The 22,655-nt window shown below is 64.9% G+C and carries 25 protein-coding genes and 1 tRNA gene; 9 read left to right on the forward strand and 17 right to left on the reverse strand.

The genetic code is table 11. The features are described from left to right. Positions 1-75: 75 nt before the first annotated feature. Complete coding sequence (locus CKY51_RS01210; protein WP_022973850.1) at positions 76-636, forward strand: Dps family protein; 561 nt, start codon at positions 76-78, stop codon at positions 634-636. A gap of 323 nt (positions 637-959) precedes the next feature. Here CKY51_RS01210 and CKY51_RS01215 read toward each other — a convergent pair whose 3' ends face one another. Both CKY51_RS01215 and CKY51_RS01220 read right to left on the reverse strand, forming a co-directional pair. Then, positions 960-1,382, reverse strand: a complete 423-nt coding sequence (locus CKY51_RS01215) for a hypothetical protein (RefSeq protein ID WP_170292282.1) — start codon at positions 1,380-1,382, stop codon at positions 960-962. Positions 1,383-1,553: 171 nt separating this feature from the next. Then, positions 1,554-1,787: a hypothetical protein gene (locus CKY51_RS01220; protein WP_152248761.1), complete on the reverse strand. Its 234-nt coding sequence runs from the start codon at positions 1,785-1,787 to the stop codon at positions 1,554-1,556. A 388-nt stretch (positions 1,788-2,175) separates the two neighbouring features. On the opposite strand from CKY51_RS01220, the gene recQ reads away from it, so the two are divergent. The 3 genes from recQ to CKY51_RS01235 all read left to right on the forward strand — a co-directional run bounded on the left by recQ (position 2,176) and on the right by CKY51_RS01235 (position 5,081). Further along, the gene (gene recQ, locus CKY51_RS01225; protein WP_022973848.1) at positions 2,176-3,981 is read left to right on the forward strand and encodes a DNA helicase RecQ; all 1,806 of its coding nucleotides are present in this window, start codon (positions 2,176-2,178) and stop codon (positions 3,979-3,981) included. Positions 3,982-4,103: 122 nt separating this feature from the next. Continuing rightward, positions 4,104-4,601 carry a hypothetical protein gene (locus CKY51_RS22345; RefSeq protein ID WP_022973847.1) on the forward strand — a complete coding sequence of 166 codons (498 nt, stop codon included), beginning with the start codon at positions 4,104-4,106 and terminating at the stop codon, positions 4,599-4,601. Between the two features lie 78 nt (positions 4,602-4,679). Continuing rightward, complete coding sequence (locus CKY51_RS01235) at positions 4,680-5,081, forward strand: response regulator (protein ID WP_031340556.1); 402 nt, start codon at positions 4,680-4,682, stop codon at positions 5,079-5,081. 904 nt (positions 5,082-5,985) lie between these two features. Here CKY51_RS01235 and CKY51_RS01245 read toward each other — a convergent pair. Continuing rightward, positions 5,986-6,696 carry an RNA pseudouridine synthase gene (locus CKY51_RS01245; protein ID WP_022973844.1) on the reverse strand — a complete coding sequence of 237 codons (711 nt, stop codon included), beginning with the start codon at positions 6,694-6,696 and terminating at the stop codon, positions 5,986-5,988. A 161-nt stretch (positions 6,697-6,857) separates the two neighbouring features. Here CKY51_RS01245 and CKY51_RS01250 point away from each other — a divergent pair, with 161 nt between their 5' ends. Beyond that, positions 6,858-7,064 (forward strand): hypothetical protein, encoded by a 207-nt coding sequence (locus CKY51_RS01250; RefSeq protein WP_031340552.1) that lies wholly within the window; start codon positions 6,858-6,860, stop codon positions 7,062-7,064. A gap of 100 nt (positions 7,065-7,164) precedes the next feature. Here the strand turns inward: CKY51_RS01250 and CKY51_RS01255 are convergent, their stop codons facing one another. Continuing rightward, positions 7,165-7,794, reverse strand: coding sequence for a LysE/ArgO family amino acid transporter (locus CKY51_RS01255; protein WP_031340551.1), 630 nt, complete (start codon positions 7,792-7,794; stop codon positions 7,165-7,167). A 107-nt stretch (positions 7,795-7,901) separates the two neighbouring features. Here CKY51_RS01255 and CKY51_RS01260 point away from each other — a divergent pair, with 107 nt between their 5' ends. The 4 genes from CKY51_RS01260 to CKY51_RS01275 all read left to right on the forward strand — a co-directional run bounded on the left by CKY51_RS01260 (position 7,902) and on the right by CKY51_RS01275 (position 12,172). Beyond that, positions 7,902-8,807, forward strand: coding sequence for a LysR family transcriptional regulator ArgP (locus CKY51_RS01260; RefSeq protein WP_022973841.1), 906 nt, complete (start codon positions 7,902-7,904; stop codon positions 8,805-8,807). 488 nt (positions 8,808-9,295) lie between these two features. Next, positions 9,296-10,573, forward strand: coding sequence for an alpha/beta hydrolase family protein (locus tag CKY51_RS01265; RefSeq protein ID WP_038222669.1), 1,278 nt, complete (start codon positions 9,296-9,298; stop codon positions 10,571-10,573). 409 nt (positions 10,574-10,982) lie between these two features. Continuing rightward, the gene (locus tag CKY51_RS01270) at positions 10,983-11,339 is read left to right on the forward strand and encodes a hypothetical protein (protein WP_152248764.1); all 357 of its coding nucleotides are present in this window, start codon (positions 10,983-10,985) and stop codon (positions 11,337-11,339) included. Then, positions 11,309-12,172 (forward strand): polymorphic toxin-type HINT domain-containing protein, encoded by an 864-nt coding sequence (locus CKY51_RS01275; protein ID WP_152248765.1) that lies wholly within the window; start codon positions 11,309-11,311, stop codon positions 12,170-12,172. The genes CKY51_RS01270 and CKY51_RS01275 overlap by 31 nt, the downstream gene beginning before the upstream one ends. Before the next feature lie 237 nt (positions 12,173-12,409). Here CKY51_RS01275 and CKY51_RS01280 read toward each other — a convergent pair whose 3' ends face one another. The 13 genes from CKY51_RS01280 to ruvB all read right to left on the reverse strand — a co-directional run bounded on the left by CKY51_RS01280 (position 12,410) and on the right by ruvB (position 22,655). After that, on the reverse strand, positions 12,410-12,799 hold the full coding sequence (locus CKY51_RS01280; RefSeq protein WP_022973838.1) for a response regulator: 390 nt from the start codon (positions 12,797-12,799) through the stop codon (positions 12,410-12,412). Further along, positions 12,796-13,863: a sensor histidine kinase gene (locus tag CKY51_RS01285; RefSeq protein WP_425509499.1), complete on the reverse strand. Its 1,068-nt coding sequence runs from the start codon at positions 13,861-13,863 to the stop codon at positions 12,796-12,798. Before CKY51_RS01285 ends, CKY51_RS01280 begins: the two co-directional genes overlap by 4 nt. 321 nt (positions 13,864-14,184) lie before the next feature. Continuing rightward, positions 14,185-14,260: transfer RNA gene (locus CKY51_RS01290), tRNA-Lys, on the reverse strand. 46 nt (positions 14,261-14,306) lie between these two features. After that, positions 14,307-14,981 (reverse strand): 7-cyano-7-deazaguanine synthase QueC, encoded by a 675-nt coding sequence (queC, locus tag CKY51_RS01295; protein WP_022973836.1) that lies wholly within the window; start codon positions 14,979-14,981, stop codon positions 14,307-14,309. 80 nt (positions 14,982-15,061) lie between these two features. Further along, positions 15,062-15,745, reverse strand: a complete 684-nt coding sequence (gene queE / locus CKY51_RS01300; RefSeq protein ID WP_022973835.1) for a 7-carboxy-7-deazaguanine synthase QueE — start codon at positions 15,743-15,745, stop codon at positions 15,062-15,064. Between the two features lie 44 nt (positions 15,746-15,789). Continuing rightward, positions 15,790-16,608: a tol-pal system protein YbgF gene (gene ybgF / locus CKY51_RS01305; RefSeq protein WP_022973834.1), complete on the reverse strand. Its 819-nt coding sequence runs from the start codon at positions 16,606-16,608 to the stop codon at positions 15,790-15,792. A 6-nt stretch (positions 16,609-16,614) separates the two neighbouring features. Next, positions 16,615-17,133, reverse strand: a complete 519-nt coding sequence (pal, locus tag CKY51_RS01310; RefSeq protein WP_152248766.1) for a peptidoglycan-associated lipoprotein Pal — start codon at positions 17,131-17,133, stop codon at positions 16,615-16,617. A gap of 58 nt (positions 17,134-17,191) precedes the next feature. Next, positions 17,192-18,511: a Tol-Pal system beta propeller repeat protein TolB gene (tolB, locus tag CKY51_RS01315; protein WP_022973832.1), complete on the reverse strand. Its 1,320-nt coding sequence runs from the start codon at positions 18,509-18,511 to the stop codon at positions 17,192-17,194. 205 nt (positions 18,512-18,716) lie between these two features. Then, positions 18,717-19,760: a cell envelope integrity protein TolA gene (tolA, locus tag CKY51_RS01320; RefSeq protein ID WP_022973831.1), complete on the reverse strand. Its 1,044-nt coding sequence runs from the start codon at positions 19,758-19,760 to the stop codon at positions 18,717-18,719. Then, a complete protein-coding gene (gene tolR / locus CKY51_RS01325) occupies positions 19,750-20,199 on the reverse strand; it encodes a protein TolR (RefSeq protein ID WP_022973830.1) in 450 nt (149 codons plus the stop codon). The genes tolA and tolR overlap by 11 nt, the downstream gene beginning before the upstream one ends. Before the next feature lie 112 nt (positions 20,200-20,311). Next, positions 20,312-21,091, reverse strand: coding sequence for a protein TolQ (gene tolQ, locus CKY51_RS01330; RefSeq protein ID WP_022973829.1), 780 nt, complete (start codon positions 21,089-21,091; stop codon positions 20,312-20,314). Between the two features lie 11 nt (positions 21,092-21,102). Beyond that, positions 21,103-21,561, reverse strand: coding sequence for a tol-pal system-associated acyl-CoA thioesterase (gene ybgC, locus CKY51_RS01335; RefSeq protein WP_031340542.1), 459 nt, complete (start codon positions 21,559-21,561; stop codon positions 21,103-21,105). Between the two features lie 53 nt (positions 21,562-21,614). After that, complete coding sequence (gene ruvB, locus CKY51_RS01340) at positions 21,615-22,655, reverse strand: Holliday junction branch migration DNA helicase RuvB (protein WP_022973827.1); 1,041 nt, start codon at positions 22,653-22,655, stop codon at positions 21,615-21,617.

Consider the following 22,655-nt stretch of genomic DNA (forward strand, 5'->3'; position numbering starts at 1 on the left):
TGAAAAATTGCATGACAAAAGATCCTTTAGCCTGTCTATTGTGACGCCATATCTCTTCCCGAGGAGGATTTCCCGATGGCCAAGAAGAACGCATCTCCCAAGTCCAGCTCCCCCAAGCGCAGCGGCAAGGACACCCTGCCGATGTCGGCACCGTCGGCGCCACAGATCGATATCGGGATCAAGGACGCCGATCGCAAGAAGATCTCCGATGGTCTGGCCCGCTACATGGCCGACGCTTTCACCCTGTACCTGAAGACCCACAACTTCCACTGGAACGTCACCGGGTCGATGTTCAATTCGCTGCACACCATGTTCGAGACCCAGTACACCGAGCAGTGGGGCGCGCTGGACGAGGTGGCCGAGCGCATCCGTGCGCTGGGATACAACGCGCCGGGCTCGTACCGCGAATTCGTCGCACTGACCTCGATTCCCGAGGAGCCGGGCCTGAGCGATAGCGCCGACTGGCGTGAAATGGTGCGCCAGCTGGTCAGCGGCAACGAGGCGGTCTGCCGCACCGCGCGCAAGGTACTGGGCACTGCCGACGATGCCGGCGACGACCCGACCGTGGACCTGTTGACCCAGCGCCTGCAGACCCACGAGAAGTACGCCTGGATGCTGCGCTCGCTGTTGCAGTAGGCGGTCACGGCAGGGACAGAAGCCATTGCGTGCGGAGACGCAATGGCATGACTCGCGTGCAACATCCGGATCGAGCCCGGAGGGACAGGCAGCGCAACGTTTCAATCGTGCTGCCCGTTCACGACAGCACATGCCAGGGCGCTACGCCTGGGCCAACAGCCATTATTGCAAGCCCGGCGCGCCTTTCCCTCCGCGCTGCACACGCAGATCGGCACTCTGCAGCGCAGGGCGCAGACAGCCACAAGACCCGTTCCGGCCCCGACCATTCAGACCGCCAGCGTCAGCAGAGCTGATGCACGGTCTGCAATCCAACGCCAGGCGTTCTAACGCAATCTGGAGACCAGAAACAACGGGCAGGTCAGCCGCATATTGGCCTCATCACGGCATATCACCACCGTATTTGAGTCCCAACGCAGCCAACGCGGAGCAGTCGATTCGAAGGTTCGACTGCGGATGGATGGGCGCTCGGCATACCCCAGCCGATGGAGTCGAGCCGCCATCGACGCTGCCTGGGCGGCGGGCAGGCATGTGGTGACCGGCAGATTGAGCAGGCGCATCGCGACCGCGGCGAGCATGGCGCCGATAGCCGCACCACGCGCCATTCCGGCATCGTCGAAAAGAAGCTGGATGAGCTCAGCGACGCAGCCGACGCTACCGATCACCACCACCAGCCACAGCCCCGCGTCTCGCCACGATCCGAAAGGATTGCAGGAGACGACCTGCCATTTTTTGCGTTCGCCCATCATTTTGCTTATCCAACTCTCGTTTGGAACGCTGACGCTGCAAAGCTGACGTCGCTCGCCCTGAAGACTACCGAGCCATTTCCAGCAGTTGCCAGGCGGGGGTTGGGGGGCGGCGCTTGGACGCCCCGGCCAGGCCCCGCCTCGCGGATACCAAGGCCTATCTGCTAGTTGCGCTTACTCGAGCGCCCGCCCCACCAGACCGCCGATCGCTGCCCCTGCTGCAGCCCCGATGATGATGCCTGCGACTTCGCCAGCCGGACCGCCGACCCAGCTGATCTCTGCCCCAATCGCCGCACCGGCGCGTGCACCAGCAAGCCAGCCGCCTGCGCCACCAGCTCCGGTGGCCGCATCGGCAATCACACCGGCACCGGACACCTGCATGACTTCGGACTCTGAGAGAACGAACATCTTCTATATTCCTTTCCATTTGACGGCAGTGTGCTCCTGCCTGAGCATCGGCTGACGGCGGTCGCCATCGTCGATCTGGGGAGGGCAGCAGACCGGTCGTGCCATATCTGCTGGCGTCTCGCCCGTTCATGGAAGCGCAGAGGTGCCCTGACCGACAAGCCAATTGCTGTGCGGCAAACGACATGCCTAGAACACCATGTCGAATGAATGCGACACCGCCTGGCGCGGCACACTGCACCGGGCAGAATCGAACACCGGCACCCGTGTCCCACGGTGCACCGATCACGATGGGAGACTTCTCCCGTCGCGGCAACTTCCGACGTTCGCTTGCGCACGGCACTCAGGCATTGACCGGGCCAAGGCTTGACCTGCGCGGTATCCTAGGCCGATGCCTTCCCCCGCCCACGAACTGCTCAGCCGCGTCTTCGGTTACGACGACTTCCGCGGCCCCCAGCAAGCGATCGTCGAGCATGTCGCTGCCGGCAACGACGCGCTGGTGCTGATGCCGACCGGCGGCGGCAAGTCGCTGTGCTATCAGGTGCCGGCCTTGCTGCGCCAGGGCATCGGCATCGTGGTCTCGCCGCTGATCGCCTTGATGCAGGACCAGGTCGAAGCCCTGCGCCAGCTCGGCGTGCGCGCCGAGTTCCTCAATTCCACCCTGGACGCGGAGAACGCGCAGCGGGTCGAACGGGCCCTGCTGGCCGGCGAGCTGGACCTGCTGTATGTCGCCCCGGAACGCCTGCTGACGCCACGCTTCCTGTCGCTGCTGGAGCGCAGCAGGATCGCCCTGTTCGCCATCGACGAGGCCCATTGCGTCTCGCAATGGGGGCACGACTTCCGTCCGGAATACCGCCAGCTGACCGTGTTGCACGAACGCTGGCCGCAGATCCCGCGCATGGCGCTGACCGCCACTGCCGACCCGCCGACCCAGCGCGAGATCGCAGAACGGCTGGATCTGGTGGAGGCGCGGCATTTCGTCAGCTCGTTCGACCGTCCCAATATCCGCTACACCGTGGTGCAGAAGGACAACGCACGCCGCCAGCTGCAGGACTTCCTGCACCGCCAGCGTGGCGTGGCCGGCATCGTCTATGCGATGTCGCGACGCAAGGTCGAGGAGACCGCGCAGCAGCTCTGCGCACAGGGCTTCAACGCCCTGCCCTACCACGCCGGCCTGCCGGCCGAGGTACGCGCGGAAAACCAGCGGCGTTTCCTGCGCGAAGACGGCATCGTCATGGTCGCCACGATCGCCTTCGGCATGGGGATCGACAAGCCGGACGTGCGCTTCGTGGCGCATGTGGACCTGCCGAAGTCGCTGGAAGGCTACTACCAGGAAACTGGCCGCGCCGGCCGCGATGGCGAGCCGGCCGAAGCCTGGCTCTGCTATGGCCTGGGCGATGTGGTGCTGCTCAAACAGATGATCGAGCAGGGCGAGGCTGCCGAAGAACGCAAGCGGCTGGAACGCGCCAAGCTCGACCACCTGCTCGGCTATTGCGAATCGATGCAATGCCGCCGTCAGGTCCTGCTGGCTGGCTTTGGCGAAACCTACCCCAAGCCCTGCGGCAACTGCGACAACTGCCTGACCCCGGCGGCGGCCTGGGATGCGACGATCGCCGCGCAGAAGGCGTTGAGCTGCGTCTATCGCAGCGGGCAGCGCTTCGGTGTCGGCCACCTGATCGACATCCTGCGCGGTAGCGACAACGAGCGCATCCGCCAACTTGGCCATGCCCAATTGAGCACCTACGGCATCGGCCGCGACCTGGACGAGCGGACCTGGCGCAGCGTCTTCCGCCAGCTGGTGGCGGCCAGCCTGCTGGAAGTCGACAGCGAGGGCCACGGCGGCCTGCGCCTGACCGATGCCAGCCGACAGGTGCTCAAGGGCGCCCGCCAGGTCATGATGCGACGCGAACATCCGGCCGCGGCGCGCGAGCGCGATCGCAGCAGCACCCCGCGCACCGGCGTGCCGGTGCAGCCGCAGGACCTGGCCTTGTTCAACGCCCTGCGCGGCCTCCGTGCCGAACTGGCACGCGCGCAGAACGTGCCGGCATTCGTGATCTTCCACGACAGCACGCTGCGCAACATCGCCGAACAGCGCCCGACCAGCATCGACGCATTGGCGCGCGTCGGTGGGATCGGCGGCGGCAAACTGGCGCGCTATGGCGACCAATTGATCGAGATCGTTCGCGAACAGGGTTGACCGCTGGTCGCGCCCGAACCGCCGCCAGCAGTGGTCATCGATTGCGACAGCGCGCATTCAATCAGCCATTGCTAGCTTTTCCCTGTGCCGGCACTGCTGTCGGCCCTTGCCGAGTCAGACCGATGAAACGCAGCCTGCTCCTCCTGGTCATGATGTCCGCCGCCGGTGGCGCCCTCGCGCAGAATGGCGACAGCACCGGCACCGATAGCGGCGCAACCGCAACCATGCCGCGCGGACTGGACCTGAGCGTGCCTTCCGCGCCGGTGCAGTACCGGTCCGACCCCACCTACAGCAACGACCCGCCAGGGACGTTCTACGGCGACAAGACCGGGCCCCGCCCGGCCATCAGCCAGCCTGGCGCTGCCACACTTGCCGCGGAGCGCGCCGAACAGTGCCAGGGGAAACTGCATGGTGCGGTCGAGACCGGCATCGGCTATTCCAGCCGTGGCGGCAACAGTAACTGGCAGGCCGCCAACCTGAATTCGTGCAAGACCTATTACGACGACGACGGCAAGGCGCACCAGATCGGCGTCAGCATCAGTGTCGGTCGCGGCGAAGGTCCCGTTTTCGGCCCGCGCTATGCCCCCGGCTATTACGGGCCACGTCCATTCGGCTGGTAAGCGTACAGTCGCGTCTGCGTTGACGGACGGTTCACCGCCGGTTTGCGGAGAATGCGGTCTGCCTCATGAGATGGTGTCATGTCACAAAACAAGGAACGGCCGGTTGTGTTCGTCGTCGAAGACGGTGATGGCACCCGACAACTCAGTTGCCTTGTGCTGGAGAGCTACGGCTTTACCTGCCGCAGCGCCGGTTCGGTCGAGGACGCTTTGGCGTTGATCGAGCAGGACCCCCGCGTCGATGTGCTGTTTTCGGATATCCACTTCCCAGGCGGCTTGACCGGTGTTGATCTGGCGGTGCGCGCGAGCGGCGCCCCCTACCACCTGCCCACGCTCCTGACCTCCGGCCTGGCAGTGGAATACGTGGAAGAAATCCTTCCGGAGGGTGTCGCCTTCCTTGAAAAGCCGTATACGCCGGATCAATTGTTGACCGCGATCCGGAGCGTGATGGCCCGGCATCGGGTCTCGACCTCGGTCGATTGACGATCGCGCGCCGGGCCACCGGCCGGCGGCAGTGCTAGCGCCGCAGGACAGGTCGTCAGGAACACACCGACAGACAAGTCGCACATGCCCGATTCCCGTGACCGACTTCTCGTTTAAACTGCCATCACCGGACGCGAGGCCAATGGCAGCTCGACTCGCGAGGCGCAGAGCACGCCCCCGCCGGAACATCGCCATCTGTGCATCGCCGATCCTGCGCACCGCTGCGCGCGGTCGGTGTTGTCGTGAGCGCACTTTCAAACAGCGTGCACCGTTGCGGATCGACGTGATCGCGAGAGGCAACCAGGCTGGCCTGCGGCGAGATGCCGCAACACGCCCAGCGCTCGACCTGCGAGCACCACGCAAGCTCTGACGCACCACCTCTCGCACAGGGTGTCGCGCCCGCGCAGCGCCAGCACCGTCATGGTCGTTGCGGTGGGGCTGTGGCATCGCATCACTGCTGACGCATCACTATCTCGCTAGCGCATGCGTACACGCATGCATTGCAACGCGTGCGTGCGCGCAACAGCGGCATGCAGTGCAGTGAACGCGCCCGGCAGTGTGCTCATCGACCCACGCGCAAGCGTACCGAAGCGCGTGCATTTCACATGCTCCATTCGGCATACACCGCTAGGCTGTGATGCAGCATCTTCCATGGTGGAAGGAGCATCAGGAGATCCCCATGGGCGACAACAGTTTTCTCTCACCGGCCTTCATCATTCTCGTTATCGCCATCATCGCGGTCGTGCTCTTTCTGGTGACGCGCGCGAAGAAGAAACGCAACAAGCGCTGACAAGGCGCATTAACTCAGTCGACAGCGAGCGATCGCCGCCGGCGCTGCCGTCTGCGCGAGATGACGGCGGGGCGTACGCCTCCCTGCCTTCGCCTTCGCCGCCGCTGCGTTGGCTCAGAAGCGCAGATCCCGTGGCAGATGGCACCATTGGCCTGCCGCGAGTTTGCCCAAGGGCACGCGACCGATCCGCAAGCGGCGAATCGCCGATACCTGCAATCCCACCTCGGCACACATGTCGCGTAGCGGTGCAGGCCGGACCGTCTTGAGCGCGATGCGCAGACGCCGCTCGCTCTGCCAGCTCGCCTTGCACGCCGGAAACCTCTCACCCCCGCACTGGAGGCCGAGCGCTAGCCGGCGCAGCCCGTACGGATGGATCTCGCCCTCGACCTCGAGCACGAACTCCTGCTCGATCGGAAATGCCGACGCATCGAGCCTGCGCAACACGCGTGGATCCTGGCTCAGCACGAGCAGCCCGCTGGCCTCGGCCTCCAGCGGCAACGGCGCCTGCAGAGATCGCAGCTGCTTCTGCAGCAGGCGTCCCTCGCTCGTCTCCAGCGGACTGCGCGTGGTGTCCGCCAGCAGCGCCGACGCCGCTTCGGCCGTGACCCCGACCGGCTTGTGCAGCAGGAAGGTCGCCGGCGCCGGTGCGCGGATGGGATCGCTGGCCAACACGATCGCCTGCTGATCGCTCACCAGGGTCTGCGGACGCTCGACCACCTGGGCGTCCACCTGGACGGCGCCCGCCTCGATGGCAAGCTGCGCCTGACCACGCGAGCAGCCGAACAGCTGGGCGACGCGCTTGTCCAGGCGGATCGGATCGGACATCGGGCATACTCGCGACAGGGGCCGGCAAGTGTACGCCGCCGATGCGAGCGTGCAGATGCGCGCTGCGATCGCGGCACACCGACATCGGCCGATAGACCGACAGCGCAATGCATCGCCCTTGCGACGCTGGCTTTCCAACCCACCACCAGGAGACTGCAAAGATGTTCATCCCTTTCGGCACCATGCGCGTTCGGCTCGATCACGTTTCCGTGGTGCACGACCCGTTCAATGCCGGCGAAAGCTTCGGTTCCTACTGCCATTCGGTGCGCCTGAGCCTGATCTCCGGACAGGACGTGTTCGCACGCTTCAATACCGAGGCCGGCGCCGAAGCGCTGCACGCGCAGGTGGTGGAGGCGCTGAATACCTGATCCAGGCGACGCGCTGGCGCGTCGCAATCGGCCTGCCACCACGCGGTGAACCGCGCTTTCCCGAGCCAGACCCGCTAGCCAATGGTCACGCTAGCGCCCGCTACATCCCAGGCGCGGTCCCTGGCCACACCAGCAGTCCGCACAAGACCAGCATCAGGGTGGCGATTGCGGCATCGAGCACGCGCCAGGCGCGCTGATCGCGAAACACTGGTTGCAGCGTCCGCGCGCCGTAGCCGAGTGCGGCAAACCAGCTCACGCTGGCCAAGCAGGCCCCGGCCGCGAACACCCAGCGCGCATCGCCGGCATGGCGGTTCGCCAAGCTGCCCAGCAGCACCATGGTGTCGAGATAGACGTGCGGATTGAGAAACGTAAAGGCCAGGCAGGTCAGCGCGATCCGATACCCGTCGCCTGGTGTGGCCGACTCGGCAGGAGCCAGCGCCTCTGCCCCCTGCCAGGCGCGTCGTGCCGCCAGCAGACCGTAACCGGCAAGGAAGGCCGCACCGGCATATCGCAGCACGATGAGCACCCCCGGCCAACGGGCAATGAGCGCACCAACGCCGGCGACTCCCAGTGTAATCAGACAGATATCGCACAGTGCGCAGATCGCCACTACCACGCCGACGTGACGGCGCTGCAGGCCTTGCCGCAGCACGAAGGCATTCTGCGCACCGATTGCCACGATGAGTCCGGCTCCAGCAAGAAAGCCGGCAAGTAGCGTGTGTGTGGCCATTGCGTCCAAGGCATCGTCCAGAATTGCCGCCAAGGATGGGCAAGCTTGCTGCATTAGAAAAACTCAATATTCTGGACTGTCTGTAGAAATTCTAATGCGAGGGCGGAATGGATCTATTGCACCCGCAACTGGCCGCGTTCACTGCTGTGCTGGAAGAAGGCAGCTTCGACGCCGCTGCCGATCGACTCAATGTCACTCCGTCGGCGATCTCCCAGCGCATCAAGGCATTGGAGGATCGCCTGGGCCAGGTGCTGATCGTGCGGCAGTCTCCCTGTCAACCGACGCCGGCGGGCGAGCGGCTCTTGCGGCATGCCCGTCCAATGCAGATGCTGGAAGCCGACGCGCTCGCGGATCTTGCGCCCGACAAACGCGCGCAGATGCCGATGCGCAGCATTGCGCTGGCGGTGAACGACGACTCGTTGCAGACCTGGTTGCTGGAGGCGCTGGCCACGTTGCACGACCGTCACCGGCTGTTGTTCGATCTGCGCGTGGACGATCAGGACCACACCCTGGAGCTGCTGCGAAGCGGCGCCGCGTTGGCGGCCGTCACCTCGGTCCGCACGCCCCTGCAGGGCTGCAACGTGCATGCGCTCGGCGTCATGCGCTATCACGCCATCGCCTCGCCGGACTTCGTGCGCAGGTACTTTTCCCAAGGCGTGAATGCCTCCAGCCTGGCGCAGGCGCCCATGCTGGTCTTCAATCGAAAGGACCGCCTGCAGGCGCGGTTCGTCAGACGCATCACCCGTGCCACGCTCACTCCCCCAATCCATTATGTGCCTACGTCGACCGGCTTCGTGGAAGCGGCGATACGGAGCTTGGGCTGGTGCCTGGCGCCCGAATCGATGGTCGCTCCGGCACTCGAACGGGCGGCACTCGTCACGCTGGATCCGACCCGCTGGCTCGATGTTCCGCTCTATTGGCAATACGCAGCGGTACGTTCTCCAACCCTGCTGGCGATGACCCAGGTTCTACGCGAAACGGCGAGCAGATCGCTGCGGCCGCTCTCCCATTAGGCAGATCGCCTTCGCGATCGCAGATGCAAACCCTGCGGTCACTCGCTGGATCGCATGCCAACAATCCCATCGGCCACGGCCATGCATCTGCGCGGACGACGCATGTCTCCATGGATTCCTGTGCAAAGACAGAACGCGCACTACGACGAGCACGCGGGACGAGAGGCTGCGCCATTGCTCATGAACTCGCAGCGAGACCAGAAGCCAGGCAGGCGCAGAAACGGCGCTACCGTAACGGTGTCACGGTGCTTCGCAACCAGCGTCCGCGTTTCGTCGCGCCGCCACCGCTGAGCGTGACATCGGCAGATAGTGTGCCCGCCCCGCCAGTGCGTTCGACATCGGTGCTTGCGATGTTCGGTCACTGGGGTGCTGAAGCGCGCCACGCCGTGAGGAACGTGCCGCGCACCACTGCAGGCACTTTCGCCATGGCGATGGAACCACACGACGATTCATTGGCATACATTCCACCAGACAACAAGGACATCACGATGCCCTGCCTGCCCCCTTCGAAGACGCTGTGTACTCTGACGATCGCCGTCGCCGCCGCGCTGCTGCCGACCCTGGGCGCCGCCGCGCCAGCGCGCGGCACGCTGTTGAACAGCAACGTGCTGACGCGCTATACCCATCAGGCTATCGGCCATCTCGACACCAACGCCGTCGCGACAGCCGCCACCGCCGCGTCCAAGACCGCACCCAGCTGCGATGTCAGCGTCGTCGAGCTGACGTACGCCACCGTCGGCGTCGATGGCGAACCCGCCACCGCGTCTGCCGCACTGCTGGTCCCGCAAGGCGCGCAATGCCACGGACCCTATCCGCTGTTGGGTTGGGGCGATGGCACCGAGACCCAGCGAAGCGCGGAACAGGCCAAGGACATTCGCCGGGCCAAGGGTGACGACCCGTTGGTGACCCAATTCGCGGCGCATGGCTATGTGGTGGTCAGCACCGACTACCTCGGCCTGGGCAAGTCCAACTACGCCTACCACCCGTATCTGCACGCTGCCTCGGAAGCGAGCGCGATCATCGACTCGCTGCGCGCAGCACGCGCTTACCTGCAAAAGCAGCAGGTGCCGCTGTCGGGCAAGGTCATGCTCTCGGGCAATTCGCAGGGCGGCCATGCTGCGCTGGCGGCGCAGCGCGAGATCGAGACGCATCTGTCGCACGAGTTCAATCTGGTCGCGAGTGCACCGATCTCCGGCCCTTACGCGCTCGAGCAGACGTTCGTCGATAGCTGGAGCGGGCGCAATGCCGTCGGCGAGAGCACCTTCGGCCTTGTACTCGCCAGCTACGCCATCGTCGGCATGCAACACGTCTACCAGAACATCTACAGCGCGCCGCAGCAGGTGTTCCAGGATCCGTGGGCTGGCAAGGTGGAATCGCTGTTCCCGGGCGTCTACAGCACGGAAGATCTTGCGCTCGGCATCCTGCCCACCATCGACCAGCGCAAGGCCTACTTCCAGGCGGGCTTCGACAACGACTTCGCTACCAATCCCAACAACAGCTTCCGTCGCGACCTGGCTCGCAATGACCTGTTGAATTGGGCACCGCGCACACCGACCCTGCTGTGTGGCTCGGATAACGATGCAACCGTTCCGCTAAAGAACGCCGAAACGGCGATCGCTTCGTTCCGTCAGCACGGCAGCAACAAGGTGTCCATGGTCGACGTGGGCAGCGGCGATCCCAAAGACAACAACGCCCTGGTGCACCTGTTCGTCAAAGAAGACTGCATCCCGGTCGTGCGGGAGCAATTGCTGGACAAGCGCCGCTGATCATCGGCGCCTGGCATGGATCGAGACGCGAGTGCTCGCGCATCGATCCGTGCCAACCGGTGACGAAATGACCGCGAGTGCGCGTGAGGTAGTCCGCGCACATTGCAATCCAGCATTGGCCTGGGTCGCACGCCCACACAACCCAAGCGAAGCGGCTGAGCGACATCCCGCCCCTAGCGCGTGTTATGGACTTTGAGGTGGACGCTTCCCGGAGGGTTGGCCGTCAGCGGCACGGAGCATGCTGCACGGCTTGCTTTGGCGCCAGGCAGCATCCGCTCCGCGCCGCTGACGGACAACGCACCGCAGCTCAACGTGCATAACACGCTCTAAGCCGTGGTGCACACTGCCTCGGATCAAAGGCGGTGACTGGCCGATCGCGGGCCTTTATATCGGTGGAGCGGGAGGCGCGTTGTTTGCCGCTATCGGCAAGCTGGTCGGTCGCGGAAGCGACCCCGTTCAGGGCAAGATTGGCCAGAACAACCCGAACGCGTCTCCAGCCGACACCATCGAGATGACCTCACCCAACAGCAATACCGGCATCAGCACGACCGCCGACAACACCCTGCCGTATGTCCGTCCCGGATCGACCGTGAGCGTGGCAGGCAAGCCCGCTTTTACTGCACCGAAGGCGGGATCGCTCGTCCTTGGCGACGCCTCAACCTGGTTTTCCCAGCAGGTGGCGCGCTTGCCGGAGATGATCGATACCTTGCTGCCCAGTTCGAACAGGCCTACCAATTGCGCCAGCTGCTGCGCGCGGCCAGCGTGAATGGCCTGGTCGACAGCACGCTGAGTGGCGAGTTCCTTGAGGACTTCGTGCTGGCCTCGCGCGAGAGCATCCGCGCAACGTTCGCCAACCAGTTCTCCGGCGACGCGCTGTACCGCAAGATGCTCGACGAGGTGCTCACCAAGGTCGACGCTACCATTGCCTCGGAAACCAGCTGCTTCATCGCTGGCACCTCCGTGTGGACGGAAGCGGGCGAGATCGCGATCGAGTTAATCAAGGAAGGCGACAAGGTGCTCTCGCAGCCTGAGGAAGGCGGTGAATTGGCTTATCGGTCCGTGGTCAGGACGATCAAGCACAGCAACAAGGTGATCGTTGGGATCTTCTATGTGGACCCCAATAGGCCGCAGGCCACGATTCCCACCTTCGCGACTGAAGACCACCCTTTCTGGGTGGAAGGACGTGGATGGGTCGCCGCTGGCGCACTACGACCGGGCTATGAACTACAGGGTAGCGATGGCAGCAAACTCCGCGTAACGCTGGTCTCGCCCGTCTATCGGACCGAGACCCCAGATGTCGGTTGGTGCCCACGCACGGCAACTTCACAACTTGGCAATGACTTCGACTCCAATGGACCTTCGTTGCGCCTGGTCAAGTCACGGACTTACCGACCTACTGAGAAGTTCATCGAGGGCCCAGTGCTGGGCGTGGACGTCTACAATCTTGAAGTGGATGGGTTCCACACTTACTACGTCGGCAAGGCCGGCGTGTGGGTTCACAACGCCAACTGCAACTTCCGCCTGATGAACGAAGGCAGTGGTGTGCTGCCGCCCAAAGGCACCAAGGACCATACGACCGAAGCCGAGCTGAAATCGTAGCTGACCGATGGCCAGACCGGTTTTGCGTTGGTGCGCAGCGTGACGCAGACCCATGTCGACAAGCTGACGTAACACGCCCCTCTCTCCCGAAGGGATCATTGCTGCGGACACAGGCTGTCGCTGCGGGCGTCACCAGATCATCGTCGCAATCGACAGGATTGCGCTTGCGATGACGTTCGACAATGCCCGTCGCCGTCGGATGCATCGAACCCCTCAACCCAGTGGGCTGCTCGGAGTCTACTGACAGTGCTCGCCGGCGCTTGCCGCGTCGGGTTTGCAACGCTGACTCAAGCGGCCGACGGCCTCCTGTAGATCGCGAAAATGAAAGGGCTTTTGCAAGCCGTGGTGGCACCGATAGCGCTCGGGAATCCCGGCCCGTGCGTATCCACTGACGAAGATGAAGGGAATGCCTCGCCGTTCCAATTCCTCGGCGACGGGAAACGATGGCGTTCCGCCCAGATTGATATCCAGCAACGCGAGGTCCAATCCGCCGGCCTCCACCACCGACATTGCCGCCGCTACCGTCGCCACCGTATCTGCGATCTCATAGCCCAGTTCCACCAGGCAGTCTTCGAGCAGCATGGCGACCAGCGACTCGTCTTCGACGATAAGCACGCGTGCGTTCATGGCAGCGCCGGCTCGGGCAGCGTGGGAAACGGCATGCAGACGCGGAAGACCACCCCCGTTGGCTCAAACAGCAACTCCACCGTGCCGTCGAGATCGTGCTTCAGCCCCCGCTCGAGCAGGCGGCTTCCGAAGCCACGCCGTTGCGGCGGAGTTACCGGCGGTCCGTCGCGCTCCTGCCACACCAGCAGGAGCATGTCCTTTCCATCGCGCGTCGTACGCTCCCACGACAACTGCACCCGTCCCTGCGGCGAGGACAGCGCGCCATACTTGACTGCATTGGTGCAAAGCTCATGCAGTGCCATCGACAAGGCCAATGCACGCCGCGGATCCAGCTGGCAGGCGTCGCCCTGTAGCAGCCACTGTTCGCCGTCGCCAGCCCCGTACAGCGCCGCGGCATCGCCGGCTAGCTCCACGATGTCGGCGCTGACCCAGTTCTGCCGCGTCAGGATGTCATGCGCCCTGGACAACGCAAGCAATCGCGCATCGATCTTTTCCCGCGCATCGTTGACATCGGCAGCGTTGTTGAAGGATTGCCGCGCCAGCGACTGCACCATCACCAGCGAGTTCTTGACCCGATGGTTCAACTCGTTGATCAGCAATTGCAGATGCTGCTCGTGTTGCTTGCGCTCGGTAATGTCGCGGGTGGCGCCAGCGATCGCCTCGACCTCGCCGTCCGGCCCGAACACCGGCGTAAAGATATAGTCGTAGATGCGCAGCCCTTTGCTGACATGCGGAAACGGCACCTCGCCACGCAACGGCTGCCGTGTCGCGATCACCTGTTCGATCTCGGCGTCGTGCATGGCCGCATGCCACGGTTCATAGCCCAGCTCCAGGCAGGTCTTGCCGCTCGCCTCCTCCCAGCGCATCCCCCACATCGACAGCAGCGCCTCATTGGCATAGATAAAGCGATGCTGGGTGTCGAACACATACAACAGATCGGGAGTTGCTTGCAGCAACGCCTTGTAGATGCGCGATTTGGTAGCGTCGTCCTGCTCGGCGATCACGTCGTTCAGATCCTTGATTTGCGATGCACGGTAAAGCCAGGGACGTGAATGCACGATCATCCCGGCCACCCGACGAGCTCGACGTGCGCCAGCGGCCGGAAATCAGCATCGGCTAGCGGTCAGGACAGGCGAACCGAGCCACGCATGGGCTCGTCGGGATCACTCAGGCCAGGGCGGCGGCGGCCAGCAGGACGCATTCGGCACCGACGAGGGCAACGGTGTCGACACATACCAGCGGTCCGTCCGGTCGCAATCACATCACCAGGAACGTCGTCGTGGCCGAGCACCCGGTGAGATCGCAGGACGCGCAAAAGCACGCACTTGCGCATCGTTGCGGAGCGAAAGTCCGGGCGGGGAATTGGCGCAACGCCTTGCTGTAGATGGTGGGCCGTGATGGATTCGAACCATCGACCAAAAGATTAAAAGTCTTCTGCTCTACCGACTGAGCTAACGGCCCACAGGCCCGGCAGACGCCGGGGTGCGCATTCTACCCTACCCGGGCGTCAAGGCGAAATCGCGTAGCGGGTGGGATCGGCTACGCCCGCGTCGGCGAAACCGGCGGCGCGCAGCCGACAGGCGTCGCAGTGTCCGCAGGCGCGTCCATCGGCATCTGCGCGATAGCACGACACGGTCAGGCCGAAGTCCACGCCCAAACGCAGCCCTTCGCGCACGATGTCCGCCTTGCTGAGGAATTGCAGCGGCGCATGCACGCGCAACCCGGCGCCTTCCACACCCGCCTTGGTAGCCAGATTGGCCAGTGTCTCGAAGGCGCTGATGAACTCCGGCCGGCAGTCCGGGTAGCCGGAATAATCGACCGCATTGACGCCGCAGAACAGGTCGGCGGCGCCGATTACCTCGGCCCAGCCCAAGGCCAGCGACAGCATAATGGTGTTGCGTGCGGGCACATACGTGACCGGGATGCCCTCACCACCGGCGTCCGGCACGTCGATATCGTCGGTCAGCGCCGATCCCCCGATGCTACGCAGATCCACATCGACCACCTTGTGCGCGACCACCCCTTGCGCCGCTGCGACCCGCGCGGCGGCAGCCAATTCGGAGGTATGGCGCTGGCCATAGCGCACGCTCAAGGCATGCACGGCGAAGCCCTGCTCCTGCGCAAGCGCGACGACGGCGGCGGAATCCATGCCACCGGACAACAGGACAACGGCGTTCTTCATGAGCGATCGGACATCACGATGGAATCGGAAAGGCTAGCAGGTAGGCGCGATGCAGCGGCGCGGCGGCGGGCACGCCTGCATCAGCGGCCGGGCTCGTCGTTCCACAGCAGCTTGTGCAACTGCATCTGGAAGCGCACGGGCAGGCGATCGGCGACGATCCAGTCGGCCAATTCGCGCGCGGACACTTCGCTCTTGCTGGGCGAGAACCAGACGGTGCAGCGACGATCCAATCCGTGCTCGGCAACCACCGCGCGCGACCAGTCATAGTCGGCACGGCTGCAGATGACGAACTTGATCTGGTCGTGCGGATTCAGCAGCGTCAGGTTTTCCCAGCGATTGCGGTGGACTTCGCCGGACGCGGGCGTCTTGATGTCCACGACCCGCGACACCCGCGCATCCACTGCCGCGACATCCAGCGCCCCGGACGTCTCCAGCGATACCTCCAGGCCGGCATCGCAGAGCTGTTCCAGCAGGGCCAGGCAGCGCTTTTGCGCCAGCGGCTCGCCACCGGTCACACAGACATGGCGCACGCCATGCCCCATCACCTCGGCCACGATCGCATCGATATCGCGCCACTGGCCGCCGTGAAAGGCGTAGGCGGTATCGCAATACTGGCAGCGCAGCGGGCAACCGGTCAGACGGACGAACACGGTCGGCCAGCCAGCCGTCTCCGCTTCACCTTGCAGGGACAGGAAGATCTCGGTGATCTTCAGTCGCGGCAAAGGCGATTGGACGATCTCGCTGGGGACGGCGGCGGCATTCATAGGAGTTCCGGGGCGTCGTCGCGACCACGGCAACGCAGGTTCGCTCAGCGCGTTTGCTGACCGAGACGGATGGACTGCAGGCGTTCCTGAGCGACGCGTGCGGCGTCCGAGCCCGGATACTGCGCCTGCACTTGCTGCAGCGTCTGCTGCGCTTCGCTGTTCTTGCCCTCGCCGTACTGCGCCAGGCCAAGCTTCAGCAGGCCGCCAGCAGCCTTGTCGTGGGTCGGATAGCGGCTGATGAGATCGCGAAATTGCGCCTCAGCCAGCGGGAAATTGCGTGTGGCGTAGTAGCTTTCGCCCAACCAATACAGTGCGTTGGGGGTGTAGACGCCATTGGGATAGAGCTCGAGAAAGCTCTGGAACAACTGCGAGGCATCGTCGTACTTGCCGTTCTTCAACGCGTCAAAAGCCACGTTGTAGGCGGTACGTTCGTCGTTGCCGACAGCCAGTGTGCCGGCATCGCCATGGACAGAAGGCGGCTTCTCGGAAGTTGCCGCCGACGAGGGCCGCGCGGCAGGTGCCGGGGCCGGAGTCGCGCTGCCGTTGGCAGGAGGCAGAGACGGCATTGCGCCACCCGCTCCTTCCAGACGGTTCAAACGCCCGTCCAGGTCCAGATACTGGTCCTTGACTTGCTGCTTGAGCTGTTCGTTGTCGTGCTGCAACTGTTCCACCGTCGAACGCAGCGACTGCAGGTCAGAACGCGCCTGCTGCAGCTGGTTGAGCAAATCGGTGTTGGCCTGCGTATTGGCCTGTTGCTGCTCGAGGACGGCAACGCGGTCGGCAAGACTCTGCCGCTGCGCAAACGCCGGCGCGGCGGCCACCAGGGCCGCCGCGACGAACAGGGATGTCGCCCAAAAGCGCATCGCTTCTTACTGCGCCGTGTAGACGATCTCGACGCGACGGTTCTGCGACCAGCAGCTTTCGTTGCTCTCGGTGCAGACCGGACGCTCTTCGCCGTAGCTGACAACGGTCAGCTGGCTGGCGGCACCACCGGCAGCCTGCAGCGCGGACGACACGGCATTGCCGCGACGCTCGCCCAGGCCCATGTTGTACTCGCGCGAACCGCGCTCGTCGGTGTTGCCTTGCAGGGTGATGCGCGAGGACGGACGGTCACGCAGGTACTTGGCGTGGCAGGCCATGATCGCCTGGAACTCAGGCTTCACGGCGTCCTGATCCAGATCGAAGTAGACGACGCGCTGGCGCAGGCAGGCATCGGTATCCAGGTCGCCCGGGCCGTACAGGCCGGAGGTGGCCGGACCGGTCGGGGCGGTGGAACCGCTGGTGGTGTCGGTCGCAGGAGGCGGAGTTTCCTTCACCTTCTTCGAGCAACCAGCGAGCACGGCGACGGACAGCAGGGAGACAAGCAAGACGCGGGTGGACTTGTTCATGGGATACCTATGGTGGCTCCTGGGCCAATGAGGGGTGTAACGCAGCGAAATATTAACATTAATGCGCGGTTCGGTAAGGCCCCCAAGCGGGTTCTCTTACATCCCCATCGGCCAGGACCAACCGTTGGCGGACCCGAGCGTCGGCGGAGACGGCATACAGCACACCGCGCCCCCCCTCACGTGCAGCGTACAGCACCATGCTGGCATTGGGTGCAAAGCTGGGCGACTCGTCCAACGATCCGGGGGACAAGGTGCTCCAGCTCGGCGAACCGAGGCTGCGATCCATCATCGCGATCCGGTAGGTATTGCCGCTGCCCTGCGCCACCGCGATCTTCTTACCGTCGAACGACACACTCGCGGTGGCGTTGTAGTTGCCCTGGAAGGTCACGCGATTGGCGCTGCCACCGCTGGCCGCCACCTGGTAGATCTGCGGACGACCGCCACGATCGGAGGTGAAGTAGATGCTGCCGCCATCCGGAGCCCAGGTCGGCTCGGTGTCGATACCGAAGTGATTGGTCAGCTGGGTCAGCTGCTTGCTGCCCAGGTCCATCACATAGATCTCCGGGTTGCCGCTGCGCGACAGCGCCAGCGCCAGGCGGCGACCATCGGGCGAGAACGACGGCGCGCCGTTGATGCCACGGAAGCTGGACACCAGCTCGCGCGCGCCGGTCGCGATGTCCTGGATATAGATCGACGAATTGCCGCGCTCAAAGCTCACGTAGGCCAGCTTCTTGCCGTCCGGACTCCAGTTCGGCGACAGCAGCGGTTCGGCCGAGCGCACGATGGTTTGCGGGTTGTAGCCGTCCGAATCGGCAACCATCAGCGCATAGCGCATCGCGCCGCCGCTGCCGCTGGCGGTCACGTAGGCGATGCGGGTCCAGAAGGCGCCACGCACGCCGGTGATCTTTTCGTAGATCGCGTCGGCCATCTGGTGGGCGACGTCGCGCATGGCGTTGGCACGCGCGGTCATCGCCAGACCGAGCAGGCGCTCGCCCTTGGCGACGTCGAACAGTTCGTACTCGACGCGGTATGCACCCTCGCCGGCATCCATCACCCGGCCGACGACGATGTAGTTCTGCTTGAGCGCGCGCCAGGTCTGGAACTGGATATCGGTACCGCGGGTCGGCTTCTCGACGATCTGCGCAGCCGGCAAGGTACGGAACTGCCCGGAGCGATCGAGGTCGGCGCCCACCACGGCCGACACATCGGTTTGCGGGGCGCTGCCCGAGCCCTGGTAGGGCATCGGCACAACGGTGATCGGCGTGGCCGAAGCGCTGCCGCCGACGATATCGATAGTGAGACCCTGCTGCTGCGCGAGTGCGCTCAGCGGCAACAACAGGGCGGTCAAGGCGGCTAGCCAACGCAGCGATTTCTTCATGGACGGCTCGGATCGGGCGGGAAAGTGGGCAAGGGATACCAATCGACGAGTGAACATACTCGCAATCGTGAACGAGACAACGTGAAAATGAAGCGAGCGCAGCACCGCACTCTCGACAAGCGGCGTGGCGTGCGTGTCACACCGGGCTCGAAGACGGCATCGGTACTGCGCCGCGGCGCCCGAGTGGGCTGCCGGCAGGCACGCATCACTGATCCTGGGCAGTGAACACGAACGTCAGGTTGCGCTGGAACACCGCCTCGAAGCCACGGTATGGCAGCGGCTGGGCACTGAGGACGGCCGCTTCGATCGAGCGCTGGCCGGCCTCGTCGTATGGGCAACCCGGCGCCACCTTGGCTTCCATGACGCTGCCGCCCGGCAGCTGGCGGATGTTGATCGTGCACTTCTGGCCGATCGGCACCGACGGCGGACGCACCCACTGCGCCAGCACCTTTTGCTGGATCGCGGCGGCATACTTGGCCGATAGATCGGTATTCGTGCCCCCCTGCCCCGCGGTCGGCTGCGCGCTGCTGGCCGCGGCCGCCGAGGCCTGCTGAGCGCGCGCGGCAGCCAGCTGACGCAATTTCTGCTCGGCCAGCTTGGCGTCCTTGTCGGCCTGCTCGCGCTGGCGACGGATCTCGGCGATCTTCTTTTCGCGCTCGGCCTGCTCGGCCTGCTGCTGCGCGGCGGCCGCCTGCTTCTTCTTGGCGTCTTCCTCTTCCTGCTGCTTGGCCAGGCGCAGTTTCTGCTCGGCCTCTTCCTGCCGTTTGCGCTCGGTGAGATCGATCTGTTCCTGCCGCCGCTTGGCTTCCTGCTCCTGCTTGGCCTTCTCGGCCGACACCGCCAACGCGTCGACCTGATCCTGGTCGACCTTGTCCGGCTGCGCCACGCGCTCCTGCGCCTGCGACTGCTGCGGCGTCGGTGCGTCTTGCGGTCGCGGTTCGGGGATCGGCTGCGGTGGCGGCACGGTGTCTTCCGGCGCTGGCTCGGGCAGCGGCGCCGGTGGCGGCGGTTGACTGACCGGCGTGGCCTTCAGGGCCTGCTGTGCAACCCGCGCCTCGGCGGCGGAGACGTCCAGGGATGCCTCCATGCTCGGATCGCCGGCAGCCGGCTCGACCGAGCGTTTCGGCGACCACAGCCAGCCGGCGATGAAGACCAGCGCGACCAGCACGTGCACGACCAGGGCGAGCAAGACCGGGCGGAACCAGCCCTCGTCCTGCGCCCGCTGCGAGGGAAGCGTATCAGCGTGCATTGCTGCTTGCGGTACCGCCGGAGTCGGAAATCAGGCCAACCTTTTCGACCTTGGCCTGCTTGAGCGCATCGATGGCGTCCATGATCTTCTGGTAGGGCGCGGCGCGGTCGCCGGCCACCACCACGCGCGCATCCTTGTCCTGCGCGACGATCGCCGACAGCTGCGCCTGCAGGGTCGGCACGTCCATCGCCTGCGGCTTGCCCTTGGGCAGCTGCAGCGCCAGCGCGCCATCGGCGGCCACCACCACCACGATCGGGTCTTGCTTGCTCTCCAGCGCCTTGGCGCGCGAGCTGGGCAGCGTGACATCGGTGCTGAGGGTCAGCAGCGGCGCGGTGACCATGAAGATGATCAACAAGACCAGCATCACGTCGATATACGGCACGACGTTGATGTCGGATTTGAGTTTGCGCTTCTTGCGGCGGGAAATACCGGAGATCATCGCGGAACGTTCCAGTTGGATCCCCGCACCTGCCGGTGCGGGCTGTTGCGAGCCAGGCGGCGATCGGCAGATCCGTGGATCTGCCGAGGCGCGCCGTGACGACGGATGCCGCTCACTCCTCGGCGCCGGCCTGGCGCTGAAGGATCGAGCTGAACTCGTCGGCGAAGGTCTCGTAGCGCACCGACAGCCGCTCGACCCGCGTGGTGAAGCGGTTGTAGGCCCACACGGCCGGGATCGCCACGAACAAGCCGATGGCGGTGGCGAACAGGGCTTCGGAAATACCCGGTGCGACCGAGGCGATACCGGCCTGCTCGCCGCTGCTGATCATGTCGTGCATGGTGACCATGATGCCGAACACCGTGCCGACCAGGCCCACGTACGGCGCGGTCGAGCCGATGTTGGCGAGCAGTTCGAGATTGCGCTCGAGCTGGTCGACCTCGCGGGTGAAGGTGGTACGCATTGCGCGCTGGGCGCCTTCCAGCTGGATACGGGAGTCCAGGCGGCGACGATCGCGCAGACGGGAAAACTCGCGAAAGCCGCTTTCGAACATCGCCTCCAGGCCGCCGACGGTGCGGTTGCGATCGGTCGCAGAGGCATACAGCTTGGACAGATCGGCACCGGACCAGAAGCGGTTCTCGAACTCGTCCGCTTCGCGGTTGGCCTGCTTGAAGGCACGCGCCTTGCGGAAAATGATCACCCAGCTGATGAACGACCCCAGCAGCAACAGCAGCACGATGATCTTCACCGGGATGCTGGCGCGCAGGATCAGCTCGGCATAGTTGATGCCGCTGTTGTGCGCCACGCTGGCGGTCTGCGCCGCTGCGGCGGTGACATCCTGCGGCAGTGCTTCCACTACCGTGTCCTGCAGGGCCAGGAGCAATGCGATCGACATCCGTTTGTTCCTCAGTATTCGGATTCTGGGGTTTCTTGAGCTTTCAAAACGTCATACAGCGCGTCGTCCATGCCGCGGGGTCGGAAGTCGCCGGCCCCGAGCGCGGCGACCCGCACCTCGGCGGTCAGCAGCACCGCGCCCTCGCAGCGGATGGACTGAGCGAATACCAGGCTGGCCCGCTTGCACCTCACCAACTCCGCAGACACCGCCAATGCATCGTCCAACCGGGCTGGCTTGAGAAACTCCATTTGCATGGAGCGGACCGCGAACACCAGCGCGTGTTGCTGCCGCATGCGCTCCTGCCCGTAGCCCAATGCCCGCATCCACTCGGTCCGCGCCCGCTCCAGGAAGGCGACGTAACGCGCGTGGTAGACCACCCCACCGGCGTCGGTATCTTCCCAATAGACGCGTGTCGGCCAACTGAATAGTGAACGGGTTCCTGGACCCGAGGCATGGGGCTCGTCAGGCAAGCGCGCCTGCGATCCGGCGATCGCCGCGGGCGCGGCGGGGCGGTCTGTCGAAGTCAAAACAGGTCTCCTGGCTCGCCCATGGCCATTCCGCGCTCGCGCGGCGGCTTCAGGCCCAGATGCAGATAGGCCTTCTGCGTGGCCATGCGCCCGCGTGCGGTACGGATCAGGAAGCCCTGCTGGATCAGGTAGGGCTCGATGACGTCCTCCAGCGTGCCGCGCTCTTCCGACAGCGAGGCCGCCAGCGATTCCACACCGACCGGGCCGCCATCGAAATGCTCGACGATGGTGCGCAGCATCCTGCGGTCGAGCTCGTCGAAGCCCTCCGGATCGACATTGAGCATCTGCATGGCGGCCTGCGCCACCGCCAGGTCGATCCGCCCGGCCGCCTTGACCTGCGCGAAGTCGCGCACACGTCGCAGCAGGCGGTTGGCGATGCGGGGCGTGCCGCGGGCCCGGCGCGCGATCTCGGCGGCGCCGTCGGCAGTGCAATCGATGCCCAGGATGACCGCCGAGCGACTGACGATCCGGGTCAGCTCGGCCGGCGAGTAGAACTCCAACCGCTGCACGATGCCGAAACGGTCGCGCAGCGGCGCCGTCAACAGTCCGGCGCGGGTGGTGGCGCCGATCAGGGTAAACGGCGGCAGGTCGATCTTGATCGAACGCGCGGCCGGCCCGTCGCCGATCATGATGTCGATCTGAAAGTCTTCCATCGCTGGGTACAGCACTTCCTCCACGACCGGCGAGAGGCGGTGGATCTCATCGATGAACAGCACGTCGTGCGGCTGTAGATTGGTCAGCAGCGCGGCCAGATCGCCGGCCTTCTCGATCACCGGTCCGGAGGTGACCCGCAGGCTGACCCCCAGCTCGTTGGCGATCACGTGGCTCAACGTGGTCTTGCCCAGCCCGGGCGGCCCGAAGATCAGCAGGTGATCCATCGCCTCGCCACGCGCCTTGGCGGCCTGGATGTAGATCTCCATCTGCTCGCGCACCGGCTGCTGGCCGAGATAGTCAGCCAGGCGCCGTGGACGGATGCTGGCATCCGCGGTGTCGTCCTCGCGGGTCGCGCCAGCGGCAATGATGCGCTGTTCGGTCAT

This window comes from Xanthomonas maliensis (assembly GCF_009192945.1).
GTDB classification, from domain to species: Bacteria; Pseudomonadota; Gammaproteobacteria; order Xanthomonadales; family Xanthomonadaceae; genus Xanthomonas; species Xanthomonas maliensis.